The 3,705-nt window shown below is 70.4% G+C and carries 2 protein-coding genes and 1 pseudogene; all 3 read left to right on the top strand.

Annotation, left to right across the window (positions count from 1 at the left end; all coding sequences use genetic code 11):
• Positions 1 to 88: 88 nt before the first annotated feature.
• A pseudogene (locus AB0D99_RS35515) lies at positions 89 to 1,012 on the top strand (sugar ABC transporter permease); the annotation flags it as partial.
• Positions 1,006 to 1,872 (top strand): carbohydrate ABC transporter permease, encoded by an 867-nt coding sequence (locus tag AB0D99_RS35520; protein ID WP_362372341.1) that lies wholly within the window; start codon positions 1,006 to 1,008, stop codon positions 1,870 to 1,872. The pseudogene AB0D99_RS35515 and the gene AB0D99_RS35520, both read left to right, overlap by 7 nt.
• A 47-nt stretch (positions 1,873 to 1,919) precedes the next feature.
• On the top strand, positions 1,920 to 3,587 hold the full coding sequence (locus AB0D99_RS35525) for a glycoside hydrolase family 13 protein (RefSeq protein ID WP_362372338.1): 1,668 nt from the start codon (positions 1,920 to 1,922) through the stop codon (positions 3,585 to 3,587).
• Positions 3,588 to 3,705: the final 118 nt, after the last annotated feature.

The following is a 3,705-nucleotide window of genomic DNA, read 5'->3' on the forward strand; positions in this document are numbered from 1 at the left end:
TCCCCACCCCCCCCCCCCCCCCCCGGGGGGGGGGGGGCGCGGGGGCCCCCCCCCCCCCCCCCGCCACCGTGGTACTGGCACTCTCGGGGGGAAGGCGCGCCGTTCCCTCTCCACCCACTGGTACGCCTGGGCGATGGTCGCTCCGGTGGTGATCGTGATCGGCGTGATCATCGGGTACCCGCTCGTACGCGGGATCTACCTGTCGCTCACCGACGCCAACGAGCGCAACGTCGCGCGGAGCATCGGCGTCAACGAGATCCCCGCGACCTACGAGTTCATCGGCCTGGACAACTACGTCGAGGCTCTCACCGGAGGACAGTTCTTCAGCACCCTCGGCTGGACGCTGGTGTGGACGGTCTGCTGTGTCTCCGTCACCTTCGGCCTCGGCCTCGGCCTCGCCAACATCCTGAACCGCAAGATCGCCGGCCGTTCCTTCTACCGGATGATGCTGATCCTGCCCTGGGCGGTACCCGGCTTCGTCTCGGTCTTCGCCTGGCGCTTCCTGTACGACGAGCGCCGCGGCATGCTCAACCAGATCCTCGCCGGCGGCGGAATCGACGCCGTGCCGTGGCTCAACGACCCCACCTGGGCCAAGTTCTCCGTCATCGCCGTCAACGTCTGGCTGGGCGTCCCCTTCATGATGGTCGCCCTCCTCGGCGGGCTGCAGTCCATCCCCGGTGAGCTCTACGAGGCCGCCGAGATGGACGGCGCGAACGCCTGGCAGCGCTTCCGGAACATCACGCTGCCCGGGCTCCGCTCGGTGTCCACCACCGTGATCCTGCTGAGCACCATCTGGACCTTCAACATGTTCCCGGTGATCTTCCTGCTCACCCGGGGCGGACCGGGTGAGGCCACCCAGATCCTCGTCACCCAGGCGTACAAGTTCTCCTTCGAGATCAGCCCCCGTGACTTCGCCCAGTCGTCCACCTGGGGCGTCCTCATCCTGATCCTCCTGATGGTCTTCGCCGCGATCTACCGGCGAGTCCTCCGCAAGCAGGGAGAAGTCTGGTGACCACCGCACAGACCACCGCGAGCAACGCCCCCCGGCGCGGCCGCCGCTCGCCGCTCGCCTCGATCGGGCTGCACACCACCCTGATCGTCGCCTCCGTGATCGCCGTCTTCCCGGTCCTGTGGGTCCTGCTCACCTCGCTCAAGCCGGCGAAGTACGCGACCACGACGGACTTCTTCAAGGAGACGACGCTCGCGAACTACACCGACCTGCTGGAGAACACCGAGTTCCTCGCGTGGTTCGGCAACTCGTTGCTCATCGCGGGCCTCACCACGCTCCTCGGCGTCTTCGTCGCCTCCACCACCGGCTACGCCGTCAGCCGCTTCCGCTTCCCCGGCAAGCGCGGGCTGATGTGGACGCTGCTGGTCACCCAGATGTTCCCGGTCGCCGTCCTGATCGTGCCGATCTACAACATCATGGCGACACTCGGCCTGCTGAACAGGGCCGCCGGTCTGGTCATCACGTACCTCACCATCGCCGTCCCCTTCTGCGCCTGGATGATGAAGGGCTTCTTCGACACCATCCCGCGCGAGATCGACGAGTCGGGCCAGGTCGACGGGCTCAACCCGTTCGGCACCTTCTGGCGGCTGATCCTGCCGCTGGCCAAGCCGGGCCTCGCGGTGACCGCCTTCTACTCCTTCATCACCGCCTGGGGCGAGGTCGCCTACGCGTCCGCCTTCATGGTCGGCGACGAGAACCTCACGCTGGCCGGCGGACTCCAGAAGTTCGTCAACCAGTACGGCGCCCAGTGGGGTCCGATGTCCGCAGCCTCGGTGCTCATCGCCATCCCGGCGGCGCTGGTGTTCCTCTTCGCCCAGCGGCACCTGGTGACCGGCATGTCCGCCGGCGCCGTCAAGGGCTGACCCTGAACACCCCGCACGTACCTCCCTCCTTACCTCTCAAGGAAGACATGACCCAGCACCTCGCTGCCCCCGCCGCCGCCCCGACCACCGGCACGCACACGGGTTGGTGGAGAGACGCGGTGATCTACCAGGTGTACCCGCGCAGCTTCGCCGACGGAAACGGCGACGGCATGGGCGACCTGGAGGGCATCCGCAGCCGGCTGCCGTATCTGCGGGAGCTCGGCGTCGACGCCGTCTGGCTCAGCCCCTTCTACGCCTCCCCACAGGCGGACGCGGGCTACGACGTCGCCGACTACCGGGCCATCGACCCGATGTTCGGCAGCCTCCTCGACGCCGACGCGCTCATCCGCGAGGCGCACGAGCTGGGCCTGCGGATCATCGTCGACCTGGTGCCCAACCACTCGTCCGACCAGCACGAGTGGTTCCAGCGCGCGCTGCGCGAGGGCCCCGGCTCCCCGCTACGTGAGCGGTACCACTTCCGCCCGGGGAAGGGCGAGAACGGCGAACTGCCGCCCAACGACTGGGAGTCCATCTTCGGCGGTCCGGCGTGGACGCGGGTCGAGGAGGCGGACGGCACCCCCGGCGAGTGGTACCTGCACCTCTTCGCACCGGAGCAGCCCGACTTCAACTGGGAGCACCCCGCCGTCCGCGACGAGTTCCGCTCCATCCTCCGGTTCTGGCTCGACATGGGCGTCGACGGCTTCCGCGTGGACGTCGCCCACGGGCTGGTCAAGGCCGAGGGGCTGCCGGACATCGGCGCGCACGACCAGCTCAAGCTGCTCGGCAACGACGTCATGCCCTTCTTCGACCAGGACGGCGTCCACGAGATATACCGCTCGTGGCGCCAGGTGCTCTCGGAGTACGACGGGGAGCGTGTCCTCGTCGCCGAGGCGTGGACCCCGACCGTCGAGCGCACCGCGAACTACGTGCGCCCCGACGAGATGCACCAGGCGTTCAACTTCCAGTACCTTGGCACGCATTGGGACGCCGAGGAGCTGCGCCGGGTGATCGACGCCTCGCTGGCCGCGATGCGTCCCGTCGGCGCTCCGACGACCTGGGTCCTCTCCAACCACGACGTCACCCGGCACGCCACCCGGTTCGCCAACCCGGCCGGCCTCGGCACCCAGCTGCGCGAGCCCGGCGACCGCGAGCTGGGCCTGCGCCGCGCCCGCGCCGCGACGCTGCTGATGCTGGCGCTGCCCGGTTCCGCGTACGTCTACCAGGGCGAGGAGCTCGGTCTGCCGGACGTCACCGACCTGCCCGACGAGGTCCGCCAGGACCCGTCGTTCTTCCGGGCCACCGGCCAGGACGGCTTCCGCGACGGCTGCCGGGTCCCCATCCCGTGGACCGTCGAGGGCAGCTCGTACGGCTTCGGCGGTGGCGGCAGCTGGCTGCCGCAGCCCGCCAACTGGGGCGGGCTCAGCGTGGAGGCGCAGGCCGGGGACCCCGGCTCCACCCTGGAGCTGTACCGCAGCGCGCTCGCCGTGCGCCGCGAGCGCCCCGAACTCGGTGCGGGCGAGGACGTCGAGTGGCTGGAGGCACCCGAGGGTGTGCTCTCCTTCCGCCGGGACGGCTTCGTCTGCACCGCCAACACCACCGGTCGGGCCATCTCCGTCCCGCTGCCCGGCCGGTTCCTTCTCTCCAGCGAGCCCGTCTCCCACGGGGAGGGTGTCGTGGAGCTGCCCGCCGACACCACCGTCTGGTGGGAGGCGTGACCATCCCCCTGCCGCGGGGGGGGGGGCGGGGCCCGCCCCCGCCGCCCGGCCCAACGCCGCCCCCCGCGCGCCGGCGGGCGCCCCCGCACCCCGCGGGCCAGAGGAGCGCCGGGGGCGG

This window comes from Streptomyces sp. NPDC047971, from assembly GCF_040653355.1.
Taxonomy (GTDB): domain Bacteria; phylum Actinomycetota; class Actinomycetes; order Streptomycetales; family Streptomycetaceae; genus Streptomyces.

Excerpts from the sequence above, each read along its gene's own strand:
- AB0D99_RS35525 (WP_362372338.1), top strand. The coding sequence starts at position 1,920 with ATGACCCAGCACCTCGCTGCCCCCGCCGCCGCCCCGACCACCGGCACG.